The sequence below is a fragment of the Brevibacterium sp. Marseille-P9724 genome, from assembly GCF_902500275.1.
Taxonomy (GTDB): domain Bacteria; phylum Actinomycetota; class Actinomycetes; order Actinomycetales; family Brevibacteriaceae; genus Brevibacterium.
Genome location: NZ_LR722991.1, coordinates 252,961 through 278,084, shown reverse-complemented (window position 1 = coordinate 278,084; position 25,124 = coordinate 252,961). Strand labels below are relative to the sequence as shown.

Genomic DNA, 25,124 nt, shown 5'->3' with positions numbered 1-25,124 from the left:
TTGATCATTAAGGACTCCTGTGGAATATTTGAAGGTGCTTCTTCCTTCCATCGTGGTTGGACTTCTCTTCTGGTACGTGCTGCGCGCGATCATCAAGTCCGACAGCACCGAACGGAAGGAAATGGACCGCTACTACGCAGAAATGGAAATCCACAAGGCCCAGCGTGATAACGCTCAGCGCGAAAACGCTGCGCAGCCGCGAGAGGTTTCCGAAGAACCACGAAAGGACGAGCACGATGGCTCGCAAAGTGACGACCGTCCTCATTGATGATCTGACAGGTGAAGATGCCGACGAAACCGTCGAGTTCGGAATCGACGGCAAGTTCTACGAAATCGAACTGACCGCAGACAACGCATCCCGGCTGCGTGAACTGCTGGGCAACTACGTCAAAGTCGCCCGGCGTGCAGAAAGCCCGGCTTCGGCCGGGCGCAAGCGCGCCGGCAAGAAAGCCGGCCGTTCGGACCTGACCGAGATCCGCGACTGGGCACGCAGCCACGGCTATGACGTCTCGGACCGCGGCCGCATTCGCGCCGAGATCATCGAGGCATACGACAAAGCCCACTGATCCCAGACGGGCACCAGCAGAATTTCGCCCTCAGCCGAAACGCTTCGGCTGAGGGCGAAATCGCAATAAAACCCGCTTCCGCGTGGTTAAAGTGCTAGAAATTGCGAACCGTACAGCGACCCAGGAGGGCTAATGTTCGAACGGTTTACCGACCGTGCCCGACGAGTAGTGGTCTTGGCTCAGGAAGAAGCCAAGCTGCTCAAACACAACTACATCGGCACGGAACACATCCTGCTCGGCCTCATTCACGAAGGCGAAGGCATTGCCGCCAAGGCACTCGAAAGCCTGGACATCTCGCTCGAGCAGGTGCGCAGCCAGGTCACTGAAATCATCGGCGAAGGCCAGCAGGCCCCCTCCGGCCACATTCCCTTCACCCCGCGGGCTAAGAAAGTCCTCGAACTCTCGCTTCGCGAAGCCCTGCAGCTGGGCCACACCTATATCGGCACAGAGCACATTCTGCTGGGCCTCATTCGCGAAGGCGAGGGCGTTGCCGCGCAGGTGCTGGTCAAGCTCGGCGCCGACCTTCCGCGCGTGCGCCAGGAAGTCATCAAGCTCATCTCCGGCTACCAGGGCAAAGAGCCTGCAACCGCCGGGTCCGGGGGCCGCGAAGAGGGCCAGCCGTCCGGTTCGCTCGTCTTGGACCAGTTCGGCCGCAACCTGACACAGGCAGCCCGCGAAGGAAGCCTCGACCCCGTCATCGGTCGTCGTGAACAGCAGAACCGCGTAATGCAGGTTCTTTCCCGCCGAACCAAAAACAACCCGGTGCTCATCGGCGAACCGGGCGTCGGCAAGACCGCGGTGGTGGAAGGCCTCGCACAGGCGATCGTCGCCGGCGATGTTCCCGAACCGCTGCAGGACAAGCAGCTGTACACGCTGGACCTCGGCTCCCTCGTGGCCGGATCCCGCTACCGCGGCGACTTCGAAGAGCGCCTGAAGAAGGTGCTCAAAGAGATCCGCACCCGCGGCGACATCATCCTGTTCATCGACGAAATCCACACGCTCGTAGGAGCCGGTGCGGCAGAAGGCGCAATCGATGCCGCCTCGATCCTCAAGCCGATGCTCGCCCGCGGTGAACTGCAGACGATCGGTGCGACAACACTCGATGAGTACCGCAAGAACATCGAAAAGGACGCCGCGCTCGAACGTCGCTTCCAGCCCATCCAGGTGCCCGAACCCACACTGTCGGACGCCATCAAGATCATGAAGGGCCTGCGCGACAAGTACGAAAACCATCACAAGGTGACCATCACGGACGGAGCGCTGGCCGCGGCAGTCAACCTCTCGGACCGCTACATCAACGACAGGTTCCTGCCGGATAAGGCAATCGACCTGATTGACGAAGCCGGCGCGAAGCTGCGCATCACCCGCATGTCCCAGCCGTCTGAGCTCAAAGAGCTCGACGACAAGATCGCCGACGCCAAAAAGCGCAAAGAAGATGCGATCAGCAAGCAGGACTTCGAAACCGCCGCAAACGCCCGCCAGGAGGAAATGGACCTGACGGAGCAGCGCGACAGCGCCGAAAAGGACTGGAAGAAGAAAAACCAGGGTGCCGGGGCAATCGTCGACGAAGAGCTCATTGCGGAAGTCCTGGCACAGTCCACCGGAATTCCGGTCTTCAAGCTCACAGAAGAAGAGTCTTCGCGCCTGCTGCGCATGGAAGACGAACTGCACAAGCGGATCATCGGCCAGAAGGAAGCCGTCAAGTCGATCTCGCGTGCTATTCGCCGTACCCGCGCAGGCCTGAAAGACCCGCGCCGTCCCTCTGGTTCGTTCATCTTCGCCGGTCCCACCGGTGTCGGCAAGACCGAACTGGCCAAGGCCCTGGCCGAATTCCTGTTCGGCGATGAGTCTGCACTGATCACGCTGGACATGTCGGAATTCTCCGAAAAGCATACGGTGTCCCGCCTGTTCGGTTCGCCTCCCGGCTACGTCGGCTACGACGAGGGCGGGCAGCTGACCGAAAAGGTTCGCCGCAACCCGTTCTCGGTTGTGCTGTTCGACGAAGTCGAAAAGGCGCACGCCGATATCTTCAACTCCCTGCTGCAGATTCTGGAAGACGGTCGTCTGACAGACTCCCAGGGCCGCGAAATCGACTTCAAGAACACGATCATCATCATGACCACCAACCTGGGAACCCGCGAAATCAACCGCGGCACACCCATGGGCTTCCAGGTCGAAGGCGATGCCGACGCATCGTACGACCGCATGAAGCAGCGGGTGTCCGAAGAGCTCAAACAGCACTTCCGCCCTGAGTTCCTCAACCGTGTTGACGACACCATCGTGTTCCCGCAGCTGAACAAGGAAGACATCATCAAGATCGTCGACCTGTTCATCAACCGCCTAAGCGATCGTCTGGCCGACCAGTCCATGACGATCGAAGTGACTCAGGAAGCTCGCCAGGTGCTTGCCGATCGCGGTTTTGACCCGGTGCTCGGCGCGCGCCCGCTGCGCCGCACGATTGCACGCGAAGTCGAAGACCCGCTGTCCGAGCGGATTCTGTTCAACGAAATCCGGCCCGGACAGACCATCTACGTCGATGTCGAAGGCGAAGGCGCAGACGCCGAATTCACTTTCAAGGGCGTCAGCGAAAACCGCGTACCCGTCAAAGTCGGCGCTGATGACGAAGACGAAACCGGTGCTATCGCAGAAGCCGGACCGGCCAATGCCGCCGCTTCGCACAGCATTGACGACAGCTCGGATGGGGGCACAGCCTACGAAGCTGGGGCAGAAACCTCCACTGACACGGATCGGCTCTAGTCGACTCTGAGGAAGGACCCGCGAACGAAACGCCGTTCGCGGGTCCTTCTACACTGAGGGCATGTCCGCCAACACCCCCGCAGACCCCATTGCCCGGCAGCTGTCACATGCGTATGCGCCGATCAGACTCGAAAGCGGCCTCTGCCTGCGCAGGGCGCGGGCAGGCGATGCTGCGAAGATCAATGCGCTGACTCAGCCGCTGGTCGATGAGCGCGTCTTGGTGGCAAAGGACATGGTCAGCTATTTTGAGGCCCTGCAGCAGTTCCGGGTGATCGTCGATATCCACGAAGACGGCACTGAAACCCTGGCCGGCTGTGCCGCCCTGCACGTTTTCTGGGATGAAATCGCCGAGGTCCGCACAGTTGCCACAAGTGCGGACTACCGACGCAGGGGAGTGGGGCGCACACTCATCACCACGCTGCTGGAAGAGGCCCGCATCATGGGCATCAAAAAAGTCTTCTGCCTGACCTTTGAAACCGAGTTCTTCACCAGTCTGGGCTTTGAGCAGATTTCGGGCATCCCGGTTTCCCCAACCGTGTTCCAAGAGCTCCTTCACTCAACTGACGAAGGAACCGCTGAGTTTCTAGACCTTGCCCGCGTCAAGCCGAACACTCTGGGCAATAAGCGCATGATCATTGATCTGACCGAGTCTGCCCCTGCGGAAGCGTGAGAACGCTGCCGCTGTGCGCTCCCGGCTGTTCTGGCGGCTGTCGGCACAGCAGCCCATCAGCCTCAAGGTCGTCAATGAGGCGCGAAACCCTCGTGCCGTCAGCTAGGCGACGCACTTTCGCAATCCCATCCTGCACCTCGGTCGGCAGCACAAGAGTCGCGTCCACATCGAAATCGACGGTGCCTGCGACAAGCAGATCCGCACGCACGGGACATCCGTGGGCAGTGCGCAGCAGACCCATGATCGCTCCGCGCAGCTGACGGTCGGTTCCGTGCCAGGCCTGGGTTTTCGGTTTTCGCTCTGGACTGGACGGCTTGCCCGCCAACACCCAAGCGCAGCTTGAAAGCAGCGGGCAGTCTTCGCACCGTGGGCTGCGAGATGTACACACCAAAGCGCCAAGCTCCATGGTCCCGGCATTCCAGCGGACAGACTGCTGCGGTTCCTGCGGGAGCAGTTCCCGGGCCCAGGCCGCCTCGGCCTTTGTGGCGCTGCCGGGGTGCTCATGGCCGTCAACCGCCCGGGCGAGCACCCGGCGGATGTTGACGTCCAGGATCGCCGTGCGCGCCCCGAAGGCAAACCCCGCGACGGCAGCCGCCGTGTAGGCCCCGATTCCGGGCAGACTCAGCAGGGTGTCCTCATCGTTGGGCACCTGCCCGCCGTGGTCGGCGACAATCACGCGCGCGCACTCCTGCAGTCGCAGTGCGCGCCGAGGATAGCCCAGCGTGTCCCAGGCCAGAAGAACATCCGCAGTCGAGGCGGAGGCCAGGTCCGCGGGGGTGGGCCACTTGCGCATCCACTCGGTCCAGCGGGGTGCCACACGGGACATGGGTGTCTGCTGCGACATCACCTCGGACACCAGAACACCCCACGCGGATGTGCCGGGCCTGCGCCAAGGCAGTGGGCGCTCGTGCCGGGCAAACCAGTCGATCACCGCGGTGTGCAGAGCTTCCAGATCATCCGGTCGGCGGTGTGTCCCACGGACGGAAGCGGTGTGGCGACGTACGCTCAAAGGGATGACTCCTTCCAGTGCTCCGAGGCCGACGGCGCCCGTGCGCCGCCATCCTCCCGAAGTGTATCGACGCCGCCGCATGACGGTGCTGGGCTTGGCCGTGTTGATCCTGGCCCTGTTCATCGTCGGAATCGTCCTGCTTGTGCAGGCACTGTCCGGCTCTGGCGACCAGCCCGCCAAACCGGAAGAAGAACCCCAGTCGGCTGCTGGAGAAGCGGACTCCGAGCAGAAGGAAGAAGCCCCCGGGCCGCAGGGCGATGAAGCCAGCGGCGTGTGCCCCACTGATCAGGTGACCCTCACCGCGGGGATGGACAAAGACAAGTACAAGGCCGGCGACAAGGCCACTATGACTCTCAACGTCAAGAATGAGCACAGCGCTGAGTGTCAGATTGAGGTCGGCTCTGCTTCGCAGCAGTTCATCATTCAGCAGAATGACAAAACCGTGTGGGACTCAGCATGGTGTTCCAGTGAGGGACAGGACGAACAGCGGGTGTTCGCACCGGGATCTGCGAAGAAGACCTCGCTGACGTGGTCGCTCGTGCCAACGGACCAGAACTGCAACAAAACGGCTGACAGCTTCGAGCCGGGCCAATACCAGCTGGTTGTGAAGCTGGGTGACACTGCGAGCCCGCCGCACGACTTCACCGTTGTCGGAAAGCCTGATGACGGTGAAGGCAGCACTGATGAAGGCGGCAAAGACGGCTCGGACAAGAAGGACGACAAAGCAGGCCAGAGCGGTAAGGAAGACAAGAAGGACAGCAAGGACTGAGGGTTGGCGGCTGGAACCACGCGGGCGCTGCTGGCTAAGATGGTGACATGGCACACATCATTCCTCTGGACAACGGCGTCCCGAAAGCTGACGACGCCGCATTTCTCGCTCCGACAGCCACTCTTTCCGGTGATGTGATCATGGCCGAAGACTCCAGTGCGTTTTACGGAGTTTCGGTACGCGGTGACACCGCGACGATCTCGGTGGGAAAGCGCACCAACCTGCAGGACAATGTGGTTCTGCACGCCGACGAAGATTTTCCGTGCACTGTCGGCAACGACGTGACCGTCGGCCACAGTGCTGTTGTTCACGGCAGCACCATTGGCGATCGCACGCTCATCGGCATGTCCGCCACCATCATGAACGGGGCGCGAATCGGCAAGGACTGCCTTGTGGCCGCCGGTGCCCTGGTGCTGGAAGGCACAGAAGTTCCCGATGGGTCGCTTGTCGCCGGTGCACCCGCGAAAGTTCGCCGTGAACTCACTCAGGAAGAACTCGACTTCCTGCCGCAGTCAGCAGCGCACTACGTTGAAACCGCCCGCCGCCACGCAAAGGCCATCGGCTGAGCCGTGTTCTTGCTCAGGTGCCGGCTGGTCAGCGCAGAGTTCATACCCGTCGGCACCTGGCTTAACTCGGACCTCGATGTTGCGGACTTCGATCAGCTGTAGGTGATGTCGACGGCATCGCGCAGTGATGTGCACTCTGCCACGCGCATGCTCCCCGGAACCGTGATGTCGGTGAGTGACCCTTGGGCAACAATGGCGCGGCTGAAGCCCAGCCGAGATGCTTCGATCAGGCGCTGCTGAATTCCCGGAACCCGGCGGATTTCACCGGAGAGGCTGATTTCGCCGACTGCAACCAGCCTGTCTTTGGGCGGTCTGCCGGCATATGCCCCGGCCAAGGCCAGGCACACGCCCAGGTCGACTGCGGGTTCGGCCAGTTTGATGCCGCCGACGGTCGAGACGTACACGTCATTGCGCCCGCTGATGCTCTGTTCCAAACTGCGGCCGACAACGGCAATGTTCATAGCAACACGGGAAGAGTCGAGCCCGTTGACCACTCGCCGCGGTGACCCACCGCCCTCCTGTGGATCAACCAGCGCCTGGATTTCGACAATCATGGCGCGTTTGCCTTCGAGTGCAACCGTCAAACAGGTGCCCGGGGAGTTCGATGAGCCGACGAACATCTGCGCCGGGTCAACCACACTGCTGATGCCGGTTTCGTCCATGTCGAACAGGCCGACTTCGTCAGTTGTGCCATAGCGGTTCTTCAGCGCTCGCAGAATCCGCATGCGCGAATGCCTGTCGCCTTCGAAGCTGCACACGACATCCACCAGGTGTTCCAACAGCCGCGGACCTGCGACATTGCCGTCCTTGGTTATGTGGCCTACCAGGATAGTGGGAAGGCCGCGCACCTTTGCTTCGCGAATAAGCGACGCGGCGACTTCCCGAACCTGGGTGACACCGCCGGGAACCCCGGAGACCTCCGAAGACCCTATGGTCTGCACGGAATCAACGATCAGAAGGTCCGGAGAAACCGCCTCGATCTGTCCCAGCACTGTGGCGAGGTCTGTTTCGGCCGCCAGCAGAAGGTTTGACTGCACCGCCCCGATTCGCTCCGCGCGACCGCGCACCTGCCCCTGGGATTCTTCGCCCGTAACGTAGAGAACGCGCTGCCCGACCGCGGCGGCCTTGCCGGCAACATCGAGCAGCAGAGTCGACTTCCCCACACCGGGTTCACCCGCGAGCAGAACAACCCCACCGGGAACAAACCCGCCGCCGAGCACACGATCGAGTTCATCGACCTGCGTGGAGCGTGCACGAGCTGAGGCGGGATCGATTTCCGTCATGGGTTTGGCAGCAGTGAGCGCTGTCGGCTTAGTCGCTTTCGTCTTGGCAGAAGCACCCAGCTGGACGGCCTCTTCCAAAGTTCCCCATTCCCCGCACTTGGGGCAGCGGCCAAGCCACTTGGGGCTTCGGTAGCCGCAGTCGGTGCATTCGTAAGTCATATGCACACAGTGCCATGAGGCACTGACACAGCGGCAGCAGACCAGACCGGCCTCCGCCTCGTAAGCCTTCGACAACGGCAGAACCCAGCCCCAAACGTCCACGCGGTACAGTCTGCAAACCTCCTGCGAAAACCGTGCCTGTGTAGTGTGGAGGTTTGACCAGGCATCAGCTGACAGAGGAGGACGAAGGATGACAGCCGACAATTCGGCCGATCGCCCCGACGCCCACATAGACCTAGAGGACAGACTCAGCCAATCTGAGGACGTCGCACTGGTCGACCCGCTTGACCCGGAAGCCGGTGAAGTTCGGCCCATCGACAATGAAGCGGCTGACCTGCGCATTACGGGGCAGCTGCGCGCGCAGGGCGTGAGAATCGGCCGGGGCTTCGTCACCCCGCGAGTCTTCTGGCCCTCGCTCATCATCACGGCGGTCCTCACGGTCGCCGCGATCGCCCTGCCCGATGTCACCGGCACTGTTCTGACCACTGCGCAGGAGTGGATCGTCAGTGCGCTCGGCTGGTGGTACATGCTCGTGGTGGCGATCTTCATCGTGTTCGCCCTGTACTTCGGGCTGAGCAAGTACGGCGGAATCAGATTGGGTCGGGACAACGAAGAACCTGAATTCGGCTTGATCCCCTGGTTCTCCATGCTGTTCGCCGCCGGTATGGGTGTGGGACTGGTGTTCTACGGTGTGGCGGAACCGCTGATCTACGCGACATCAGACCCGAAGCCCGGCTGGGAAGGCGGGCCCGAACAGCTGGCCAAACACGGCATGGCCCAAACCTTCATCCACTGGGGCCTGCACCCGTGGTCGATCTACGCCATCATCGGCCTGGCCCTGGCCTACGGCATTCACCGCCGCGGACGCCCCGTGTCGATCCGCTGGGCACTCGAACCGATCCTGGGCAAACGCGTCCACGGCTGGCTGGGCGATGCCGTTGACGTCGTCGCCGTCATGGGAACCATCTTCGGCGTCGCTACGTCGCTGGGACTGGGCGTCCAGCAGATTGCTGCCGGTGTGCAGTCGATGGGGCTGATCAGCGAGGTGAGCGAAACTCTGCTGGTCGTGCTCATCGTGGTCATCACGCTGCTTGCCACGACATCCGTGGTCAGCGGCCTGGGCAAGGGCATTAAGTGGCTCTCGACGGGAAACCTGACTCTGGCAGGCGTTCTGCTGGTGTCGATCATCATCCTGGGCCCGACTGTTTTCATCTTCCGCAATCTGGTGGAGTCCCTCGGCTTCTACCTGGCCGATTTCTTCAACATGACGATGGACACCGCCACCTACACTGGCGATGACGGCCAGACCTGGGCTTCTTCCTGGACCCTGTTCTACTGGGGCTGGTGGATTTCGTGGGCACCCTTTGTCGGCGTGTTCATCGCCCGCATTTCTCGCGGCCGCACAATTCGCGAATTCATCATGGGCGTCATTTTCGTGCCCACAGCGGTCGGCTTCCTGTGGTTCTCGGTGATGGGTTCGACCGGCATTCTGCGCCAGCTGACGGTGGGAGACCTGTGGGATAAGGCATCCGGCGAAGGCGTTGTGGCCGAAAGCGCGCTCTTCCAGGTGCTGAACACGCTTCCGCTGGGAAGTGTGCTGTCAGTCATCGCGATCATTCTGGTGACGATCTTCTTCATCACCTCCTCAGACTCCGGTTCGCTGGTGGTGTGCATGCTGTGCTCGGGCGGCCACCCCAATCCGAAGCTGTGGACACGTGTTCTGTGGGCGTTCCTCGAAGGTGCGATCGCCATCGCCCTGCTGGTGTCGGGCGGTTTGGAGTCTATTCAGGCGGGCGCACTTGCCACCGCTTTGCCGTTCAGCATCATTCTGCTGCTCATGTGCTTTGCGACTCTGCGTTCGCTCAAGCTCGACCAGAAGCTGATCGAGCGTCAGCGTCTGTTGGGCCGCGCACAGGCACTGACCGAGCACGTGCGCGAAGCTGTGGTTGACGATCTTTCCGAAGGCGGATTGGTGCCAGACGAAGACTGGTCTGACCGCATGCGCCGCGAATGGGAAGAGAGCCTGGACAACCGGATTGACTACCGCATCGAGCGCACGGCACCTGCTCTGCTGCCCAAGCGCAAAAAGAATCCGCCGCAGTCCGAGGACTGACGACAGGAGCGGAAGTCATGAGAAAAGGCACGAGGTGGAGTTCCACCTCGTGCCTTTTCGTCACCTCGAATATTTTCTGATAACACTGCTTTTCTGGGCCCGGGGCACTACAGTTGGAGCTATGAGCCTAATTGCTGATGACCTCATTGTTCTGCTGAGCAAGCCCGAAGGCCCAGTGGCCACCGGCAAAGACATCGATGCGATGCTCGCCGGGGCGGTCTTCTGTGATCTTGTGCTGGTCGGTGCTGTCGCTGTGCCGGACCTGCAGCAGAGGAGGCCTCGGGTGGGGATCACGGAAGGCACGACGCCTGCTGATCCGTTTCTGGCGACAGCGCTGGCACGTCTGAGGGATGAACAGGAGAAAAGCAAAAAACCTCTGACAACGCAGAAAGCCATAGAGGCGTTGACAGAGAATCTGCACCGCTCGCTTATGGAGCGGCTGAAAGAGCTGGGCGTTGTGCGCTCCAAGCAGAAAAAGTTTCTGTTCATTCCCGCCGGCACCGCGTGGCGGCTGGCTGAGGGAGTCACCGGTGATGAGCTGCGAAAGTCGATTGCGCGCCAGCTGGACACCGGGCCCATCAGCACAGCGCCGAAAGTGGACGAACGCACCGGCGCGCTCCTGGGGTTTCTGGCCGCGGGGAAGAAGGTGGAGCACGCGATCGACGGCTCCGCGCCGAATCGCAAGGAGCTCATCGAGCAGGCGCAGGAAGCCGCAGAAGCTTCGGCCGCTGACAGTGCGGTGCGCAAGGCCATCAAGAAAGCCGCAGACGAAGCCGCCATTATGGCAGCCAGCGCCGCCATTGCAGCCTCGACCACCGTGGTCACCAGCTCCTGACTCCCGCTGTCACTGCTCCTTGGTGCGGGCGTGCTTGATGAGGGTGCGCTCGGCTAGGCTTTCACCCGCGCCGTCCTGCAAGTGCACCACCACGTCGAGACCCAATTCGCTGAGCTCTTCGACGTCTTCGATGTACATGGCCACGGATGCGATCGTGGTGTTCTCAGTGTCAACGTGAGAAGCGTGGATTTCCTTCACGGTGTCGACATTGGCGTGCTGTGCGGGCATGGCGAGCATGATCATGTCGATCTGGTGGGCGGCTTTGACGCGCGCCCAGAAGTCGATGTCGGTAGCGTCACCTTCCACCACGTTGAAGCCCTTCTCCTGAAGTTCGCGAACGCGCACGGGGTCGTGTTCGACGCCCAGAACCTGGTCATCGCCGAGAATCCCCGTCAGCTCCGCGTAGCAGGCCTGACCCACGCGGCCCATGCCGAGGATGAGGGCGCGTGCACTGCCGAGTTCGATTGGGCGGTCTTCTGGATGAATCAGATGGGGAGGACGGGTCGGAAGACGCTGGGCCAGGTGTGTGGCCGGGGAAACCGACTGGGGGTTGAGCACTGCGGACACTATGAAGCTCAGCGACACCGCCAGTACGAGCGACAGCATCCAGCGGGTATCCAGCCAGCCGTCGTGTACGCCCATCGCCGCAATGATGAGTGAGAATTCCGAATAGTTCGCCAGCAGAAGTGCAGCCAGCACGGCCGTGCGGTTGCGCAGCCCCAAGTACCAAAGAATCGCCCAGAACAGGACTGCCTGCACGGGGATGAGCAGCAGAAGCAGGAATGCATCGACCAGGTTCTGCATGGTGGGCAGGCCCATGAAGCCCACATTGACGAAGAAAGCCACCAGCATGAGCTCTTTGAAAGTGAACAGGGCGTGAGAAAGCTGTTCCGCGCCGGGGGAGCGGGCCAATACGAGCCCCATGATGAGAGCTCCCAGGCTGCCGGACAGGCCGAAGAACTCAAACAACGCGTAACCGGGAATGAGGGCCATAGCGATGCCGAAGAGAGCGCCGAGTTCACCGTGGCCGAGCTTGTACCAGCGGCGAGTGGCGACCATGAGAAGCGGAATGATCAGCACCAGGCTGAGAGACCACGCGCTGGGTGCTTCGCCGCGCAGAATGCTGATGAACACGACGGCGGCAATGTCCTGCATGATGAGGATGCCCACACAGATATTGCCGTAGAGGGACTGCTCGTCTCCTCGGTCCTGCAGGATTTTGATGACCACTATGGTCGACGAAAACGCCAGCACCACGCCGATGCGCAGTGCAACCTGAAAATCGGTCGGCCCGAATGCGCCGAGAATATTGAGTGCGGTGATGAAAGCTGCGCTTATAGCGGTCATGATCACTATGTGAACGCCGGCTGTGAGCCACACGGCCTTGTCCGTGAGCGCTTTCAGGTCCAAGCGCAGGCCGATGGCGAAAAGCATGAGCGTGACGCCGATGTCGGCCAGGACTTCCATCGCCTGGAGCTGTTCCACGCCCCGTGCGTGGAGGATGAACCCGGCGGCTAGGAAGCCGATGAGCGGAGGCAGGCGTACAGCCCACGCGGCAAGGCCGCACAGAAACACAATCGCCACATAGATGATGAATAGTTCCATGCATCACAGTTAACTACGTTTTGTTCCGCCGTGGGCGAAACGCCTCCGGCTGTCTGCGCTTCTGGGGCACAACAGCTCGGAGTGAGCGTCCGCTGGGCGGCTTTGCTGATGCAAACAGCAGTCGGCAGCCGTCATGTTCTGACAACCTGAGCGCGAAGCCGGGTACAGTGTTGACCGGTATTGCTGTATAGGCACACATCACATTCACGGAGGACAATATGGCTCAGCCGCCCAACGACCCCCACAGCAGCGTCCCGAACAGCGCAGACGGCACCACCTCGCAGGGGTCGGATGCGGGTCCCGCACCGGAAGCTGCCCCGTCGAACCAGTCGGCAGACTACAGTTCGTACAGCCAGCCCGGCGCAGGCTACCCCGGACAGGGGCAGCAGGGCTCACCCGGTCAGCCCGGCACATACCAGGCGGCCCCCGGACAGCCCGGTTCGCCCGGCGCGCCCTACGGCTACGACCCGGTCACGGGTCTGCCCTACAGCGAAAAGTCCAAGCTGGTTGCCGGCCTGCTCGGCATCCTCCTGGGCGGTCTCGGTGTTGGCCGGTTCTACACAGGCCACGTCGGCATCGGTGTTGCCCAGCTGATCGTCACGTTCGTGACCCTGGGCTTTGGGTCGCTGTGGGGCTTCATCGACGGCATCATCATGCTGGCAGGCAACGCCAAGGACTCCAACGGCCTGCCGCTGCGCCCCAACTGATGCGCAGCTGATCGTCACGCCCGGCCTTGCGCTGGATAAGAAAACGGTTTGAGCCGCGAACACAGTGTTCGCGGCTCAAACCGTTTCTGGGTGGATTCTGCTCGTTCGGAACCTACACACCCACTGAGGTTCCCAGAAAAGCGCCCACAAGATAGGTCACCAGCAGCGCCAAGGCCCCGCCGATCACCACGCGAATGGCAGCCTTGGTTGGGGAGCCTCCGCCGAGTTTGGCCCCGAGGGCTCCCGTGAGGCCGAGTGCGACGAGAGTAGCCACGGCAGTGACGCCGATGCGCAGTTCGGGCGGCGGCAGGAGAATGGCGAGCATCGGCAGAATCGCACCGACGAGAAAGGCGAAGAACGATGCCCATGCGGCGTGCCACGGGCTGACGATATCGTCTTCGTCGAGGTTGAGCTCCATTGTCAGGTGTGCCCGCAGGGCATCCTTCGCCGTGAGTTCCTGTGCAACGGCTTCCGCTGTTTCGCGTGACAGCCCGCGCTCCTGGTAGAGGGCCGTGAGCTCTTCGAGTTCACCGTCTGGATCTTCGGCCAGTTCGCGCTTTTCGCGCGCAATCATGTCGTGCTCTGCGTCGTTTTGCGTGTACACCGACACGTATTCACCCAGCGCCATCGACACTGCCCCGCCGAGCACTGCGGCAGCACCCGCTGTGGCGATAGCGCCGAGGTTGGCGGTTGCACCGGCAACGCCGACGACAACCGCGGCAACTGACACAATGCCGTCGTTGGCGCCGAGCACACCGGCGCGCAGCCAGTTGAGTTTCTGTGCGGTGCCTGAAGCGCCGTGTGGTTCGTCTCGCTGGACGTGGTCTGCGAATGCAGCTTTCTCTGTCATGCCATAAGCGTCGTACTTTTCGATGCGGTTCGCCACGAAGGACAGGCGCTCCAAAGAAAGGCTAGGTGCGCCTTACAGCAGGGGCGTAATACCGGGAGGTGTACTGACCGGGGATGTTGATCCAGTCAAGAAGTCATCCGAACATTCAGCGGAGCTTTAAGGAGTCGAGCCCAGAGCACGAAGAGATGCGGTCTATCGTCTCCGCGTCAGCGGCTACGACGGTGAACGGCGCATCCCAATGCGAATCGAGCATCCAGGTTCTGTCATCTGCCCACATCAAGTCAGGCCACTCGATCCACCCCTGAGCTGTACGCAGCGACTCCATCAGCTCAAGACCCGTACCAGTGAACTGGTGGATGAGGAACCGTTCACTGCCGGCAGCCACGAGTTGCTGATCAGATGCGACGATCCGGCCTTCTGCGTTGCGATGCATATCGGTATGCGGTGAGGACGGGGTAACCAGAACATCCGCGCTGAAGCCAAGCAGCACAGATGTCCGAAAGGGGCACAGAATCTGCAGCAGGGTCTTCGCTTGAGTCTGATCCAGTTCTCCGGTGGCAGGTGAGAACCGATCCCGTCCCGCTGAGAGTTCGATTGCGTCCGCACCCAGGGTCTTGTCAGCCTCCTGCCATTCGAGCGGTCGGCCGTTCTCGTCCTCGAAAGGGTGGAGAATCGCCGCAGCTGACATGTTGCCGAAATCTGGTATTCGTGTGCTCAGGGTCAGTCCGAGCACATCGACCTGCAAAGGCTCTCGGCTCGTCAACCAGGCCGTACCGTTATAGGTCATCTGGAGCTCTCCGATCGGCAGCGGCCCGCTGCGCAGAACCGCGGCTTACGGGAGCACTCCGCAGTGGGCCAGAGCGAGTTTCACAATGTTGTGCTGTCCGTGCGCCATGTCTGCGGCCACGGTGTCTGCGACTGCCTGGGCCGGGGTGTACCAGTCAACGGACAGCGCGTCCTGGCTGGGCTGGCATTCGCCGGTGACGGGAACCGTGTAGCACAGCGCAATTGCGTGCTGCCGCGGATCGTAGTAGCGGGATTCGCCCTCTGTCGGAAAGTACTCCGCCACGTGGAACGGGGTGAGCGATTCCGGTATGCGCGGCAACGCGAGTGGGCTCAGATCACTTTCGAGGTGCCGCTGCAGGGCCGCTCGCAAAGGCTCGTGATACTTGACGCGTCCGCCCACGAGCTCGCGGCCCAGTCGGCCTTCCGATTGGCGCATGAGCAGTCCGATGCGCTCGACTTCGCCTGCCGTGCCCAGCAGAAGCGGAACGGCGTGCACATAGGTGATCGGCAGTCGGCGGCGCAGGTAAGCCAGTTCGTCTGCTGAGAACCAGTTGTCGTCGTAGTCCAGAGCTGTGCGCGTCATGGGGCAATCGTAGCGGCAGAAACCGTTGAGATCAGCCCCTCTCAATCAGAGTGGGCCCACGTCAGTCCAGCGCGTCGAGGCCCAGGTCGAGGTTGACGACCGAGTGGGTCAGAGCGCCAACGGAGATGACGTCGACGCCGGTGGCGGCAATGTCCGCAATCGTGCTCAGATTGACCCCTCCGCTTGCCTCCACGACAGCACGGCCTGCCACCTGCTCGACGCCTTCGCGCAGCTGTTCGGGGGTGAAGTTATCAAGCATGATGGTGTCTACGCCCGCTGCGACAACCGGCTCGATCTGCTCCCTTCGATCCACTTCGACCTCAACGTGCACAGTGTGGCCAAGCTCGGCGATGCCTTCGCGCAGTGCTTGTGTGAGCGCGTCCCCTTCGCCCAGCAGCGACAGGTGATTGTCTTTGAGCATCACGGCATCAGACAGTCCGCGGCGGTGATTGTGCCCACCGCCGCAGCGCACTGCGTACCGTTCCAGGAACCGCAGCCCCGGTGTTGTCTTGCGGGTGTCGGCCACCCGCACCGAGCCCTGCCGCCGTGAGCTGCGCGCAAAGCCGCGCTGCGCCTCGTCAGTGAACTTTTTGGTGGCAGCGGCAATCGCGCACATGCGCTGCAGCAGGTTCAGCCCCAGGCGCTCGCCCAGAAGCACCGCGCGGGCCGGCCCGGACATGCGGATCAGGTGGTCACCGGCAGCGAACTCCTGCCCATCGGCAACAAGCACCTCAACTTCAACGGGCGCAGTCCGGCTTTCCTCCGCAGCCGCCTTCATGACTTCGGCGAAAACGCCCCCGTCTGCCATCACGCCCGGTTCGCGGGCGGACACAACACCGGTGAAAAGAGCAGACTCCGGGATGAACGTCTGTGCCGTGATGTCCCCGGCGGGTGCGTCTTCGACAAAGGAACGGTCGATCAGCCTGCGCAGTTCGAGGCGGCTGATGGCGGTGGTCGGTGTCATTCGGGCTTCCTTTCGACGCTGGCTGGCCGCTGGGCGGCGGGCGGGAATGTGCAGTCGGGGTGTTTCGGGCAACCACAGGCAGACTACGGGATCTGCTCGGAACATAAGCTCGAGCATGTCCGCAGAGTGAGACCTAGGACAAACAGTGTGGCCGGTTGCACAGCGAGCAGTCGGTCACGCTAGACTTATCTTGATATCAAGATACTTTCGGGGTGCGCGCCCGCGCACCTTCGCGACCATGGTCAACCACAGAGGAGAACCCATGATCAACCACGAAGTACGCACGTACAAGAGCACCGAAAAGCTGGCCCACGAAGACCAGCTGGCCTACAAGATGGCCGAAGTTGCAGTCGACCCGGTTCCGGTCGACGCCGACGTCCAGGACATGGTCATCAACCGCGTCATCGACAACGCCGCAGTTGCCGCCGCATCGGTCCACCGCAAGGCCCCGACCTCGGCCCGCGAACAGGCAATGCCGCACAGACTGGCCCCCGGTGCCAACATCTTCGGCCTAGCAACCGACTACCGCGTGTCTCCCGAATGGGCGGCATGGGCCAACGGCGTAGCCGTGCGCGAACTCGACTTCCACGACACTTTCCTCGCGAAGGACTACTCGCACCCCGGCGACAACATCCCGGCTGTCCTCGCAGTCGCCCAGCACAAGGGAATCGGCGGCAAGGACCTCATCAACGGCATCGCGACCGCATACGAAATGCAGGTCGACCTGGTCAAGGGCATCTGCCTGCACGAACACAAAATCGACCACGTCGCACACCTCGGCGTCGCATCGGCAGCCGGCATCGGCGCCATGCTCCACCTGGACAAAGAAGTCATCTTCCAGGCCATCGGCCAGGCACTGCACGTGACCACTGCCACCCGCCAGTCGCGCAAGGGCGAAATCTCGTCCTGGAAGGCACACGCACCCGCGTTCGCCGCAAAGATGGCCATCGAATCGGTCGACCGAGCAATGCGCGGCGAAGGCGCCCCGAACCCCATCTACGAAGGTGAAGACGGCTTCATCGCCTGGATCCTCTCCGGTCCAGAAGCCCGCTACACCGTCCCGCTGCCGGGCAAGGGCGAAGCCAAGCGCGCCATCATGGACACCTACACCAAGGAACACTCCGCCGAATACCAGGCGCAGGCGCTCATCGACCTCGCCCGCAAGATGGGCAAGCAGATCGACGACTTCTCGAAGATCAAGAAGATCACGATCCACACCTCGCACCACACGCACAACGTGATCGGCACCGGAGCAAACGACCCGCAGAAGATGGACCCGAAGGCTTCGCGCGAAACCCTCGACCACTCGATCATGTACATCTTCGCCGTGGCCATGGAAGACCAGGGCTGGCACCACAACGATTCCTACGCACCGGAACGTGCCGCACGCCCCGAAACGGTCGAACTGTGGCACAAGATCGAAACCCGCGAAGACCCCGAGTGGACCCGCCGCTACCACTCGACCGACCCAGACGAAATGGCATTCGGCGGTCGCGTGGAAATCGAGTTCGAAGACGGTTCGACCCTGGTCGACGAACTCGCTGTCGCAGACGCCCACCCCAACGGCGCACGTCCGTTCGAGCGCGCTGACTACATTAAGAAGTTCCACACGCTCGCCGAGGGCATCGTGTCGGACTCCGAACAGAAGCGCTTCATCGACCTGGCAGAAAACCTCGCCGAGCTTGACGGCAAGGCAATCGGCGAACTGTCGTTCGTCGTCGACGGCCTGGAGAAGACCACCACATCGGGCATCTTCTGATCTCTGATCGCAGATGACGCGAGCCTGCCGCGTCCACACGGGCGCGGCAGGCTCGCACCCGCTAGCTGGAATCCATCAGAAGGGAAACACATGCTTGGAGCAACCACCCCGGCGCACAAACGCCGCGAAGAGTTCCGTCGGCTGCTGGCCGGGGACAAAATCGTTCAGTTCCCCGGAGCCATCAACCCGATCAACGCTCAGATCATCGAGCAGGAGGGCTTCGAAGGCGTCTACATCTCCGGCGGTGCTTTCTCCGCTGACCAAGGCCTGCCCGACATCGGTCTGACAACGCTGACGGAAGTCGCAGAACACGGCCGCGCAATCTCGAGCGTGACGAACCTGCCCACATTCATCGACGCCGACACCGGCTGGGGCGAGGCGATGAACGTCGCCCGCACGGTGCAGGAAATGGAAGACGCCGGAATCGCCGGCATGCACCTGGAAGACCAAGTCAACCCCAAGCGCTGCGGCCACCTGGACGGCAAAGAGATCGTCAGCACAGAAGAAATGGTCAAGCGCATCTCGGCTGCCGTGCGCGGTCGCCGCGACGAAAACTTCGTCCTGTGCGCCCGCACCGACGCCCGCGCCGGTGAGGGCCTGGACGCCGCAATCGACCGCGCCAAGGCGTACATCGACGCCGGTGCAGACCTCATCTTCCCCGAGGCAATGCGCGACCTCGGTGAATTCGAACAGTTCGCCAAGGCCGTCGACGCCCCGATCCTTGCCAATATGACCGAGTTCGGCAAGAGCGAACTGTTCACCACGCAGCAGCTCGAATCGGCAGGCGTCAAGCTCGTCATCTACCCCGTCACAACACTGCGCCTGGCAATGGGCGCCATCAAGCGCGGCCTGCAGGTCATCCGCACCGAAGGCACGCAGGAAAGCCTCGTCAGCACAATGCAGACCCGTGCTGACCTCTATGAAACGATCGACTACTCGGCGTACAACGAGTTCGACGCCCACGTCTTCAACTTCTCACAGGAGGGTCACCAGTGACCGAACAGGAAATCAAGAAGGGCCTGGCCGGTGTTGTCGTCGACACCACCGAAATCTCGAAGGTCGTTCAGGAAACCAACTCGCTGACCTACCGCGGCTACCCGGTGCAGGAACTGGCCGCCAACTGCAGCTTTGAGGAAGTCGCCTACCTCATCTGGAACGGCGAACTGCCGACTGCCGAACAGCTCGCTGAGTTCACCGAGCGCGAACGCAGCCAGCGCGACATCGACCCCAAGCTGGTCGACCTCATCCTGGGTCTGCCGAAGGACACCCACCCCATGCACGTGGTGCAGACCGCGGTGGCCTACCTCGGTGCTGTCGACCCCCAGGCGGAAGACAACAGCCCAGAAGCCGACCGCGCGAAGGCCGAACGCCTCTACGCCCAGCTGCCGACCGTCGTGGCCATTGACCACCGCCGCCGCCACGGGCTCGACCCGATCGCCCCGAAGGAAGACCTGACCTACGCGGAGAACTTCTTCCACATGGTCTTCGGCGAAGTTCCGGCGAAGGAAGTTGTTCGCTGCTTCGACATTTCGCTCATCCTCTACGCCGAGCACTCCTTCAACGCTTCGACCTTCACCGCCCGCGTCATCACCTCGACGACCTCGGACATGCACTCCTCGGTCGCCGGTGCCATCGGAGCACTGAAGGGCGCTCTGCACGGCGGTGCAAACGAAGCTGTCATGGCGACCCTGGCCGAAGTCGGCACGGCTGACAAGGCCTCCGAATACATTGACAACGCGCTTGCCAACAAGCAGAAGATCATGGGCTTCGGCCACCGCGTGTACAAGAACGGCGATTCGCGCGTTCCCACCATGCGCGCAGCGTTTGAAGACATGGTCAAAGTCAAGGGTGCTGACGAACTGCTCGACCTCTACAACACCTTCGAAGAAGAGTTCGTGTCCCGCAAGGGCATCTACCCGAACCTCGACTACCCGTCGGGCCCGGCCTACCACCTGATGGGCTTCGACACCGAACAGTTCACGCCCATCTTCGTCATGGCCCGCATCACCGGCTGGACGGCACACATCATGGAGCAGACCGCCAACAACGCTCTGATCCGCCCGCTGTCGGCCTACTCCGGCTACGACCAGCGCGAGGTTCCCACCGACCGCTGACATAAGCAGCACAACCGAGGCGGAGTCCGGCTTTTCTGGGCTCCGCCTCGTGTGCGTATTGGCATCTTTCGCACACACAGAACCGGCCAAACAGAGGAGAGAAATGACAGATCAGCAGCCCACCCCCGCAGATATCCCCCTGGTTGAGGGCTTTGAATACGGCGTTGAAGACGGCATTGCCACACTGACCATCTCCCGGCCGGAAAAGCGCAACGCCCTGTCGCGTGAAATGTGGTTGGCGCTGCCGGGAATCGTCTCGGCCATCGACGCCGACCCAAAGGTGTCAGTGCTCATCATCACCGGCGCCGGCGGCCATTTCTCGGCCGGTTCTGACATCAACGACCTCAACGTGCCGCTGCAGGAGTTCTGGAACACCAACGCGAATGCGGAAGCCGCTGTTGAGAACGTCGACATTCCGACGATTGCAGCGATTGAGGGCAACTGCGTGGGCGGCGGCACAGAAATCGCAGCCGCGTGCGATGTGCGGATCGCCAAACCCGGCTCGATCTACGGTGTGACGGCCGGCCGCCTGGGACTCGTCTACCCGCCTGGACCCACGCGCAGGCTCGCAGCTGTTCTGGGGGAGTCCTTTGCCCGCTACATTCTGCTGACGGCAGACATCGTCGACTTCGACCGGATGAACAACCTGGGCTTCTTCCACGAAGTCTCCGAAGACCCACTGGCCACGGCAGTTGAGAAGGCGAAGACGATTGCGGGCCGTTCGGCTCTGTCGCAGACCGCGGCCAAGCGGATTCTGCGCGGTGATCACCTCACGGCTGCCGAGGGTGGCTGGCTGGCTGAAAGCTATGCGAAGGAAATCAGCAGGGGACAGGAAGCGTTCTTCGAGCGTCGCCGCCCCGATTTCAGCATAAGCCGAACAGACTTCCCCGACTGAGCCGACAGACTCTCCCGCCCAGGGCTGCGCCGGTGTCATACTTGAAGTGAACCGGCTCTCAGGAGTCGGACGCTGGCGGGCAGCCGCCCGTCAGACAGAACTAGCTCACCAGCGGTTCTGCCGGTGGGCGAAGGGAGGCCCCATGGCGAAGAAAGATATTCTGGTCAGCTTCGGCATCGACATCGACGCTGTATCCGGTTGGCTTGGATCCTACGGTGGGCAGGATTCGCCGAACGACATTCAGCGTGGCATCTACGCCGGTGAAATCGGGGTTCCCCGCCTGCTGAAGATGCTCACTCGGCGAGAACTGCCCGCAACCTGGTTTGTGCCCGGCCATTCCGCCGAGACCTTCCCCGAACAGGTCAAAATGATCGTCGACGCCGGACACGAAATCGGTGCGCACGGCTACAGCCACGAAAACCCGGTGGACATGACCGCTCAGCAGGAACGCGACGTCATGGAGCGCTCCCTGGAGGTTCTGGCCAAGCTCGCCGGACAACAGCCGAAGGGCTATGTTGCTCCCTGGTGGGAAATGTCAGAGCGCACAGCTGAGCTGCTGCTGGAGTTCGGCCTCGACTACGACCACTCACAGAGCCACGGCGACTTCGTTCCCTATTACGCGCGGACGGGTGAGAAGTGGACGAAGATCGACTACTCCAAGCAGGCATCCGAATGGATGGTGCCCTTGGAATACGGCAAGTCGGTAGACCTCGTAGAGATTCCGGCCAACTGGTACGTTGACGACCTCCCGCCCATGATGTTCATCAAGGGCAGCCCCAATTCCCACGGCTTCGTCAACCCCAGGTCGATCGAAGAGCTGTGGAAAGACCAGTTCGACTGGATCTACCGCGAACTGGACTACGCCATCTTCCCGATCACGCTCCACCCGGACGTCGCCGGTCGCCCGCAGGTGCTGCTCATGCTCGAACGGCTGATCGACTACATCGGCGGTCACGAGGGCGTGCGCTTTGTCGACATGCAGACAATAGCCGCAGACTTCCGTGACCGCTTCCCGTACGACGGCGAGCAGCGTCCGCCCATGTGGTGATCTGAAGCTTGCGTCAGCGCCGCCGCTGGCTGCGTCTGCGGGCCCAGGCCTCGCGCAGCGAGCGGCCGGCCATGACGAGCCCGGCCAAGAAGAACGCCAGCGCGGCAATCAGAAAATACAGCCGCAGATCATGCAGCTGAGGCAGGCGGGAGAACACAACCGCAGCAACGGTCATAATGAAAGTCGCCGTAATCCACGGGGCTCGGGTGTTCTGCATACCTCCGATAATAGGACCGCGCGGTAAGATGCAGACCATGCGCTTAGCCGTTCTCGACATCGGATCCAACAGCATTCACCTGCTGGTGGTCGACGCCCACGAAGGTGCCCCGCCGCTTCCGGCCTCATCCCACAAGGAAGTTCTGCGGCTGGCCGAACATCTCAAAGACGACGGTTCGCTGTCGAAATACGGGGCCAACAGGCTGCTGCACTTCTGCCGCGAAGCCATTGTCGAAGCAGAAGAACAGGGCGCGGAGCGAATTCTGGCCTTTGCCACATCGGCCCTGCGCGAAGCCCCCAACGGGCAGAAGCTCATCGACAAGATTCACGAACAGACCGGCCTGATCCTCAACGTCATGTCCGGGCAGGACGAAGCGCGCATCACCTTCCTGGCGGTCCGCCGCTGGTTCGGATGGTCAGCTGGCAAGATCCTGATGATGGACATCGGCGGAGGATCGTTCGAACTGGCCGCCGGAACAGACGAATACCCCGATGCGGCAGTCTCGGTGCCGCTGGGTGCAGGCCGTATGCTCAACCACTACCTGAACCACGAACTTCCCAACCCCGACGAAATCGCGCAGCTGCGCAGGCACGCCCGCCACACAATCGGCAAGGTCGCCGGCCAGATCAACCGAGTGGGCAAACCCGACCAGATAGTCGGCTCATCCAAGACCTTCCGCTCCCTGGCCCGCATTGCCGGAGCGGCACCGTCGAGCCACGGCATCTACGCCCCGCGCTACCTGCACGCAAAAGACATGCCCCGGATAATCGAGGAACTTGCATCGCGCACACCCGCCCAGCGGGCCGACCTGCCAGGAGTGTCCGAGAACCGCGGCGGCCAGGTGCTTGCCGGCGCGATTGTTGCGGATGCGGCTTTCACCATCTTCGGAGTCGAGAAGATGGCGATTTCGCCTTGGGCGCTGCGCGAAGGCATCATCATGCGCCAACTGGACCTGCTGGACACCGCAGAGCCCGTCTCTGTGCGCCAAACGCTCGACGGCGACGAAACCCCCACGACTACCAACGGCAAGCACGGTGCCGATGTCTAACGGAGTGGTCTGACCGGGTCAGCCGGGTGCGCCTAAACTGAAAGCGTGACAGACAAAACACCTCGTAAGGCGTTCACGAAGAAGAACCGCGCTCGCGCAGATTCCCTGCGCCACCGCGCCTATTTTGAGAACAATCCCGTGTACGAGTACGGCGCAGTGCACACCTCTGACGGACGGATCCGCGTGGGACTTTCGTCATCCTCGGTGTACCCCATGACAGTGGAGAACACCTTCGAAACGGCGGCTGCACTGGGCTACGACGGTGTCGAGATCATGATCACCGACAATCCGGGTACGCAGAGTGCCTCGCACATCCTCGAATACGCTCAGCGCACGGGCCTGCCGGTGCTGTCGCTGCACGCTCCGACGCTTCTGCTGCTGCCGCGGGTGATGCACAAAGACAACTGGGAAAAGCTGCGCCTGACCGCGAAGCTCGCGCTCGACGTTGGGGCCGAAACGGTTGTTCTGCACCCGCCGTTTCGCTGGCAGGGAGACTATGCGCGCGGCTTCGTCGACGGAGTGCGCCGACTGTCACACGAAACCGGTGTGCGCCTGGCGGTGGAGAACATGTACCCGTGGCGAGCCGGTGTGCGCGAACTGCAGATCTACTATCCGGACTGGAACCCGCTGGACGAAGACTACGACAATATGACGTTTGACTTCTCACACGCATCGACGGCGGGAATGAACGCCCTGGAGACCCTGCAGCAGATCCACGATCGCGTGCGCGTGCTCCACGTGACCGACGGCGCGGGCTCCCTCATGGACGAACACCTGGTGCCCGGGCGCGGAAAAATGCCGGTCAAAGAGTGCCTGCAGTACTTGGCTAAGGTCAACTGGTCTGGCGAAGCGGTCATTGAAGTCAACACGCGCTTTGCGCGCAAAAAGTCCACGCGCATGGACATGCTGGCGGAATCTTTGGCTTTCACCCGGCAGCACCTGGGGCTTGGCTGCTAGCACGGCGACAGAAGAAAAGGAGCAGAAATGGCTGTGACAGTCTCCATCATCGGAGCGGGAAGCATGGGATCTTCCCTGCTGAAGGGAATGTTGAGCACAGATGCGCTCAATGCTGAGAGCGTCCGCGCAACCACACATTCGCGCGCATCGGCCGATCGGCTCACACAGGACCTCGGAATTGAGGCGAACGCGACCGAAGACAGCGAGAGCGCCAACGCCGATGCAGCCGCCGCTGCAGACTTCGTCTTCCTGGGAGTCAAGCCGTGGGCAATCCGCGAAACGGCTGCGAGCTTTGCCGAAGCTCTCGCCAAGGAGGCCGTCATTGTGTCCATGGCCGCGGGGGTTTCGCTGGACACACTGGCCGAAGCCTTCCCGAACAACCCCATTGCGCGGATTATGCCGAACACCCCTTCTGCGATCGGCAAGGGCGTCATCGCGGTGTCACCGGACAACACGATGTCGCAAGAGCAGACTGCAGCTCTTACGAGGCTCCTGTCGGGTGCCGGTGAGGTCTTCACGGTGCCCGAATCGGCAATCGGCGGCATGATCGGCATTTCAGGTTCCGGGGTGGCCTATTTCTTCCTGCTGGCAGAAAAGCTCATTGCCGCAGGTCAAGAACTCGGCCTGGATGAAGACACAGCGCGCCGCATGGCCGTCGCCACTGCAGAAGGGGCGGGTCTGCTGCTGGCAGCCGACCCCGATCCTGCGAAGCTGCGCCGGGCCGTTGCCCACCCCGGCGGCACAACTGCCGCCGCGGTTGACTCCTTTGAAGCCGACGGCTTCGAACAGAGCGTCGTCCGCGCGGCACGGGCCGCAGCTGACAAGGCCGCCGCAATGGAGCGCGAAAACAGCTGACTGGGAAGC

Annotated in this window: 25 protein-coding genes; 17 read left to right on the top strand and 8 right to left on the bottom strand. The window is 62.1% G+C overall.

The annotated features are described in order from the left end of the window. The first annotated feature begins 19 nt into the window (after window positions 1-19). The 4 genes from GC119_RS04095 to GC119_RS04080 all read left to right on the top strand — a co-directional run bounded on the left by GC119_RS04095 (window position 20) and on the right by GC119_RS04080 (window position 3,993). Window positions 20-268, top strand: a complete 249-nt coding sequence (locus GC119_RS04095; RefSeq protein WP_070573300.1) for a hypothetical protein — start codon at window positions 20-22, stop codon at window positions 266-268. Beyond that, entirely contained in the window at window positions 237-566 is a 330-nt protein-coding gene (locus tag GC119_RS04090) for a histone-like nucleoid-structuring protein Lsr2 (protein ID WP_070573302.1), read from the top strand. Before GC119_RS04095 ends, GC119_RS04090 begins: the two co-directional genes overlap by 32 nt. 132 nt (window positions 567-698) lie before the next feature. After that, the gene (locus tag GC119_RS04085; protein WP_070573304.1) at window positions 699-3,323 is read left to right on the top strand and encodes an ATP-dependent Clp protease ATP-binding subunit; all 2,625 of its coding nucleotides are present in this window, start codon (window positions 699-701) and stop codon (window positions 3,321-3,323) included. 61 nt (window positions 3,324-3,384) lie between these two features. Further along, on the top strand, window positions 3,385-3,993 hold the full coding sequence (locus tag GC119_RS04080) for an amino-acid N-acetyltransferase (RefSeq protein ID WP_151952499.1): 609 nt from the start codon (window positions 3,385-3,387) through the stop codon (window positions 3,991-3,993). Here GC119_RS04080 and GC119_RS04075 read toward each other — a convergent pair. Next, window positions 3,956-5,002: an A/G-specific adenine glycosylase gene (locus GC119_RS04075; protein ID WP_151952498.1), complete on the bottom strand. Its 1,047-nt coding sequence runs from the start codon at window positions 5,000-5,002 to the stop codon at window positions 3,956-3,958. The two genes, GC119_RS04080 and GC119_RS04075, sit on opposite strands and share 38 nt — an antisense overlap. Window positions 5,003-5,063: 61 nt before the next feature. On the opposite strand from GC119_RS04075, the gene GC119_RS04070 reads away from it, so the two are divergent. Both GC119_RS04070 and GC119_RS04065 read left to right on the top strand, forming a co-directional pair. Further along, a complete protein-coding gene (locus tag GC119_RS04070) occupies window positions 5,064-5,771 on the top strand; it encodes a hypothetical protein (RefSeq protein ID WP_151952497.1) in 708 nt (235 codons plus the stop codon). A gap of 47 nt (window positions 5,772-5,818) precedes the next feature. Beyond that, window positions 5,819-6,337: a gamma carbonic anhydrase family protein gene (locus GC119_RS04065; RefSeq protein ID WP_151952496.1), complete on the top strand. Its 519-nt coding sequence runs from the start codon at window positions 5,819-5,821 to the stop codon at window positions 6,335-6,337. 92 nt (window positions 6,338-6,429) lie between these two features. Here GC119_RS04065 and radA read toward each other — a convergent pair whose 3' ends face one another. Next, entirely contained in the window at window positions 6,430-7,779 is a 1,350-nt protein-coding gene (radA, locus tag GC119_RS04060) for a DNA repair protein RadA (protein ID WP_070573314.1), read from the bottom strand. A gap of 190 nt (window positions 7,780-7,969) precedes the next feature. Here radA and GC119_RS04055 point away from each other — a divergent pair, with 190 nt between their 5' ends. Beyond that, window positions 7,970-9,892 carry a BCCT family transporter gene (locus tag GC119_RS04055; protein ID WP_226829234.1) on the top strand — a complete coding sequence of 641 codons (1,923 nt, stop codon included), beginning with the start codon at window positions 7,970-7,972 and terminating at the stop codon, window positions 9,890-9,892. A gap of 121 nt (window positions 9,893-10,013) precedes the next feature. Further along, a complete protein-coding gene (locus tag GC119_RS04050) occupies window positions 10,014-10,727 on the top strand; it encodes a GOLPH3/VPS74 family protein (protein WP_070776569.1) in 714 nt (237 codons plus the stop codon). Between the two features lie 9 nt (window positions 10,728-10,736). On the opposite strand, the gene GC119_RS04045 is transcribed toward GC119_RS04050, so the two are convergent. Beyond that, complete coding sequence (locus GC119_RS04045; RefSeq protein WP_151952495.1) at window positions 10,737-12,332, bottom strand: cation:proton antiporter family protein; 1,596 nt, start codon at window positions 12,330-12,332, stop codon at window positions 10,737-10,739. A gap of 218 nt (window positions 12,333-12,550) precedes the next feature. On the opposite strand from GC119_RS04045, the gene GC119_RS04040 reads away from it, so the two are divergent. Then, window positions 12,551-13,039, top strand: a complete 489-nt coding sequence (locus GC119_RS04040; RefSeq protein WP_070776567.1) for an NINE protein — start codon at window positions 12,551-12,553, stop codon at window positions 13,037-13,039. A gap of 112 nt (window positions 13,040-13,151) precedes the next feature. On the opposite strand, the gene GC119_RS04035 is transcribed toward GC119_RS04040, so the two are convergent. The 4 genes from GC119_RS04035 to nadC all read right to left on the bottom strand — a co-directional run bounded on the left by GC119_RS04035 (window position 13,152) and on the right by nadC (window position 16,222). Then, window positions 13,152-13,889 carry a VIT family protein gene (locus tag GC119_RS04035; RefSeq protein ID WP_070776628.1) on the bottom strand — a complete coding sequence of 246 codons (738 nt, stop codon included), beginning with the start codon at window positions 13,887-13,889 and terminating at the stop codon, window positions 13,152-13,154. Window positions 13,890-14,034: 145 nt separating this feature from the next. After that, complete coding sequence (locus GC119_RS04030; protein WP_151952494.1) at window positions 14,035-14,676, bottom strand: hypothetical protein; 642 nt, start codon at window positions 14,674-14,676, stop codon at window positions 14,035-14,037. 45 nt (window positions 14,677-14,721) lie between these two features. Next, a complete protein-coding gene (locus GC119_RS04025) occupies window positions 14,722-15,258 on the bottom strand; it encodes a DUF4916 domain-containing protein (RefSeq protein ID WP_151952493.1) in 537 nt (178 codons plus the stop codon). A gap of 61 nt (window positions 15,259-15,319) precedes the next feature. Beyond that, window positions 15,320-16,222 carry a carboxylating nicotinate-nucleotide diphosphorylase gene (gene nadC, locus GC119_RS04020; protein WP_151952492.1) on the bottom strand — a complete coding sequence of 301 codons (903 nt, stop codon included), beginning with the start codon at window positions 16,220-16,222 and terminating at the stop codon, window positions 15,320-15,322. 262 nt (window positions 16,223-16,484) lie between these two features. Here nadC and GC119_RS04015 point away from each other — a divergent pair, with 262 nt between their 5' ends. From GC119_RS04015 to GC119_RS03995, 5 genes are all read left to right on the top strand, one after another. Beyond that, window positions 16,485-17,981, top strand: a complete 1,497-nt coding sequence (locus GC119_RS04015) for an MmgE/PrpD family protein (RefSeq protein WP_070776563.1) — start codon at window positions 16,485-16,487, stop codon at window positions 17,979-17,981. A 90-nt stretch (window positions 17,982-18,071) separates the two neighbouring features. Next, window positions 18,072-18,977, top strand: coding sequence for a methylisocitrate lyase (gene prpB / locus GC119_RS04010; protein WP_151952491.1), 906 nt, complete (start codon window positions 18,072-18,074; stop codon window positions 18,975-18,977). Continuing rightward, window positions 18,974-20,095, top strand: a complete 1,122-nt coding sequence (locus GC119_RS04005) for a bifunctional 2-methylcitrate synthase/citrate synthase (protein WP_070776562.1) — start codon at window positions 18,974-18,976, stop codon at window positions 20,093-20,095. The genes prpB and GC119_RS04005 overlap by 4 nt, the downstream gene beginning before the upstream one ends. A gap of 103 nt (window positions 20,096-20,198) precedes the next feature. After that, complete coding sequence (locus GC119_RS04000; protein ID WP_070573333.1) at window positions 20,199-20,990, top strand: enoyl-CoA hydratase/isomerase family protein; 792 nt, start codon at window positions 20,199-20,201, stop codon at window positions 20,988-20,990. 142 nt (window positions 20,991-21,132) lie between these two features. Beyond that, window positions 21,133-22,038 (top strand): polysaccharide deacetylase family protein, encoded by a 906-nt coding sequence (locus tag GC119_RS03995; RefSeq protein ID WP_070573335.1) that lies wholly within the window; start codon window positions 21,133-21,135, stop codon window positions 22,036-22,038. 13 nt (window positions 22,039-22,051) lie between these two features. Here GC119_RS03995 and GC119_RS03990 read toward each other — a convergent pair whose 3' ends face one another. Then, window positions 22,052-22,255 (bottom strand): hypothetical protein, encoded by a 204-nt coding sequence (locus GC119_RS03990; RefSeq protein ID WP_151952490.1) that lies wholly within the window; start codon window positions 22,253-22,255, stop codon window positions 22,052-22,054. 37 nt (window positions 22,256-22,292) lie between these two features. On the opposite strand from GC119_RS03990, the gene GC119_RS03985 reads away from it, so the two are divergent. Genes GC119_RS03985 through proC form a run of 3 tightly spaced genes read left to right on the top strand, consistent with a single transcriptional unit; the run spans window position 22,293 to window position 25,115 of the window. Further along, on the top strand, window positions 22,293-23,303 hold the full coding sequence (locus GC119_RS03985; RefSeq protein ID WP_070573496.1) for a Ppx/GppA phosphatase family protein: 1,011 nt from the start codon (window positions 22,293-22,295) through the stop codon (window positions 23,301-23,303). Window positions 23,304-23,348: 45 nt separating this feature from the next. Then, on the top strand, window positions 23,349-24,260 hold the full coding sequence (locus GC119_RS03980) for a sugar phosphate isomerase/epimerase family protein (RefSeq protein WP_083318848.1): 912 nt from the start codon (window positions 23,349-23,351) through the stop codon (window positions 24,258-24,260). Between the two features lie 27 nt (window positions 24,261-24,287). Further along, window positions 24,288-25,115, top strand: coding sequence for a pyrroline-5-carboxylate reductase (proC, locus tag GC119_RS03975; protein WP_151952489.1), 828 nt, complete (start codon window positions 24,288-24,290; stop codon window positions 25,113-25,115). Window positions 25,116-25,124: the final 9 nt, after the last annotated feature.

Excerpts from the sequence above, each read along its gene's own strand:
- GC119_RS04090 (WP_070573302.1), top strand. The coding sequence starts at position 237 with ATGGCTCGCAAAGTGACGACCGTCCTCATTGATGATCTGACAGGTGAA.
- GC119_RS04085 (WP_070573304.1), top strand. The coding sequence starts at position 699 with ATGTTCGAACGGTTTACCGACCGTGCCCGACGAGTAGTGGTCTTGGCT.
- GC119_RS04080 (WP_151952499.1), top strand. The coding sequence starts at position 3,385 with ATGTCCGCCAACACCCCCGCAGACCCCATTGCCCGGCAGCTGTCACAT.
- GC119_RS04065 (WP_151952496.1), top strand. The coding sequence starts at position 5,819 with ATGGCACACATCATTCCTCTGGACAACGGCGTCCCGAAAGCTGACGAC.
- radA (WP_070573314.1), bottom strand. The coding sequence starts at position 7,779 with ATGACTTACGAATGCACCGACTGCGGCTACCGAAGCCCCAAGTGGCTT.
- GC119_RS04055 (WP_226829234.1), top strand. The coding sequence starts at position 7,970 with ATGACAGCCGACAATTCGGCCGATCGCCCCGACGCCCACATAGACCTA.
- GC119_RS04050 (WP_070776569.1), top strand. The coding sequence starts at position 10,014 with ATGAGCCTAATTGCTGATGACCTCATTGTTCTGCTGAGCAAGCCCGAA.
- GC119_RS04045 (WP_151952495.1), bottom strand. The coding sequence starts at position 12,332 with ATGGAACTATTCATCATCTATGTGGCGATTGTGTTTCTGTGCGGCCTT.
- GC119_RS04040 (WP_070776567.1), top strand. The coding sequence starts at position 12,551 with ATGGCTCAGCCGCCCAACGACCCCCACAGCAGCGTCCCGAACAGCGCA.
- GC119_RS04035 (WP_070776628.1), bottom strand. The coding sequence starts at position 13,889 with ATGACAGAGAAAGCTGCATTCGCAGACCACGTCCAGCGAGACGAACCA.
- GC119_RS04030 (WP_151952494.1), bottom strand. The coding sequence starts at position 14,676 with ATGACCTATAACGGTACGGCCTGGTTGACGAGCCGAGAGCCTTTGCAG.
- GC119_RS04025 (WP_151952493.1), bottom strand. The coding sequence starts at position 15,258 with ATGACGCGCACAGCTCTGGACTACGACGACAACTGGTTCTCAGCAGAC.
- nadC (WP_151952492.1), bottom strand. The coding sequence starts at position 16,222 with ATGACACCGACCACCGCCATCAGCCGCCTCGAACTGCGCAGGCTGATC.
- GC119_RS04015 (WP_070776563.1), top strand. The coding sequence starts at position 16,485 with ATGATCAACCACGAAGTACGCACGTACAAGAGCACCGAAAAGCTGGCC.
- prpB (WP_151952491.1), top strand. The coding sequence starts at position 18,072 with ATGCTTGGAGCAACCACCCCGGCGCACAAACGCCGCGAAGAGTTCCGT.
- GC119_RS04000 (WP_070573333.1), top strand. The coding sequence starts at position 20,199 with ATGACAGATCAGCAGCCCACCCCCGCAGATATCCCCCTGGTTGAGGGC.
- GC119_RS03995 (WP_070573335.1), top strand. The coding sequence starts at position 21,133 with ATGGCGAAGAAAGATATTCTGGTCAGCTTCGGCATCGACATCGACGCT.
- GC119_RS03990 (WP_151952490.1), bottom strand. The coding sequence starts at position 22,255 with ATGCAGAACACCCGAGCCCCGTGGATTACGGCGACTTTCATTATGACC.
- GC119_RS03985 (WP_070573496.1), top strand. The coding sequence starts at position 22,293 with ATGCGCTTAGCCGTTCTCGACATCGGATCCAACAGCATTCACCTGCTG.
- proC (WP_151952489.1), top strand. The coding sequence starts at position 24,288 with ATGGCTGTGACAGTCTCCATCATCGGAGCGGGAAGCATGGGATCTTCC.